At 53.4% G+C, this 1,785-nt stretch carries 1 pseudogene; it reads left to right on the plus strand.

What is annotated here, in order from left to right:
• Nucleotides 1-1,589 (plus strand): annotated as a pseudogene (locus EV202_RS15140) (fimbrillin family protein); the annotation flags it as partial.
• Nucleotides 1,590-1,785: the final 196 nt, after the last annotated feature.

Raw genomic sequence — 1,785 nt, forward strand, 5'->3', positions numbered from 1 at the left:
ATAGCTACACGGTAAAGAGCTACGCCACGGTATCGGGCGGAGGGGTGGACAAGGTCGTGCCCATCCCCTGGGAGGTGGAGTTCTCCGAGGACGGGGCAACCTGGAATAAAAACAAACCGGAGTGGCTGACGGCATTCACCGAAAACGAAGCGGGAGGCACTTCGGCGGCATCGTATACCGCCACGGTGGCGGCGCAGGTGAACAGCACACCTGACAATCCACACACTGTAGCATTGAAGAACGCTACTCCGGTGAACGACGGGACGAATACTAATATATACGACCTGTCCACGCACGACTATCAGGGAAACAACGCACCCATGCGCACGGCAAACTGCTACATTGTGAATGCGCCGGGGCGGTATAAGCTACCCTTGGTGTATGGCAATGCGGTGGATTATGTCAAAGTGCCCGGAGGCCCAAATCCGGGATGGAATGAATCTGCCTACACCTCCACTGCAAGCGGGGGCAATGTGCTTAAACCGTTTATCAACCACCGGGGAGTAGGTATTATCGACCCGTACATCTACAACAATACCAATTGTACACCGGCAAGCTGCACGCTCATTTGGCAGGATGCGCTGAACTTGGTGACCGACGTGGCGCTATCTTCCGACGGCCATTTCCTCGAGTTTACCGTGGGGCAGGCCACCATCTGCCAAGGCAATGCCGTGGCAGCGGTGCGCGACGCCTCGAACACCGTGCTGTGGAGCTGGCACATCTGGGTGACGGACTACAAGCCGGGCGCAACAGGGACAACCACACCCGACAAGGAGATCACCAACCACCAGAACAAGAAATACAAGATTATGACCCTCAACCTCGGCTGGTGCGACGGAAAAGAGGTGGCATATGCCGAGCGCACCGTGCAGGTACGCTTCAAGCAGAAGCCCACAGCAGGGTACACATCGGCTGACCCAAAGACATTCACTGTAAAGCAAAAGGCGCATACCATTACAGAGACTTGGAATCAAACTTATTACCAGTGGGGACGGAAAGACCCGTTCGTGGGGGCATTTGAAGATCCGGACGGAAACTCGAAAAGCATCAACAAGACATGGTATGATGTATCGGGAACAACCCACACCAACGAGCTTCCTGCCTTCCAAAACTTTTCTACCGGCAGCGCTTGTATCACTCGCGGTATCACGGAACCCGGCACGTTCAGTATCAACTCTTCCATGGACGGCCTATATTATAACCTATGGGATGCGAACAATAACACTACCTCAGCCAACGACAATCTCGTAGTAAAGACCATCTACGACCCTTCGCCTGTGGGGTATAAACTTCCTCCGAGTAATGTATTCACGGGATTTACTATAACAGGAACAAATGGCACATGGAACGAAGGTTGGAACTTTTATTGTGATCCAAGCAAGACTACTTCCGTCTTTTTCCCTGCGTCGGGCCATCGGTGGAACTATAACGCAGTGTCCACCAGCGTAGGGAGCATCGCCCACTACTGGACGGCGGGGCCGTACAACACGTACTACGGATGGATCATGATCTTCTACCCGAACAGCGTGTACACGCAGTACAAGGCCGAACGGAGCCGCGGCTACTCGGTGCGGGCAACCCAAGAATAAAAGGGAGCGAAGCGACCGTGTCGGCTTCATTTGTTTCATTGGCTTTATTCTCCTGCGGCTGAAAGCCGTAGGAACCCGATACCGGCGAAGCCAGTCGAAAAAGCCGAGAGTATCACGTTTCACTTTATACGTAAATACAATGGGATATACAAGTCGTGACTTTATGGATGCGGAACGAGACTTGCGGCTGCTGAGG

The sequence above is a fragment of the Prevotella heparinolytica genome, from assembly GCF_004342845.1.
Classification (GTDB): domain Bacteria; phylum Bacteroidota; class Bacteroidia; order Bacteroidales; family Bacteroidaceae; genus Bacteroides; species Bacteroides heparinolyticus.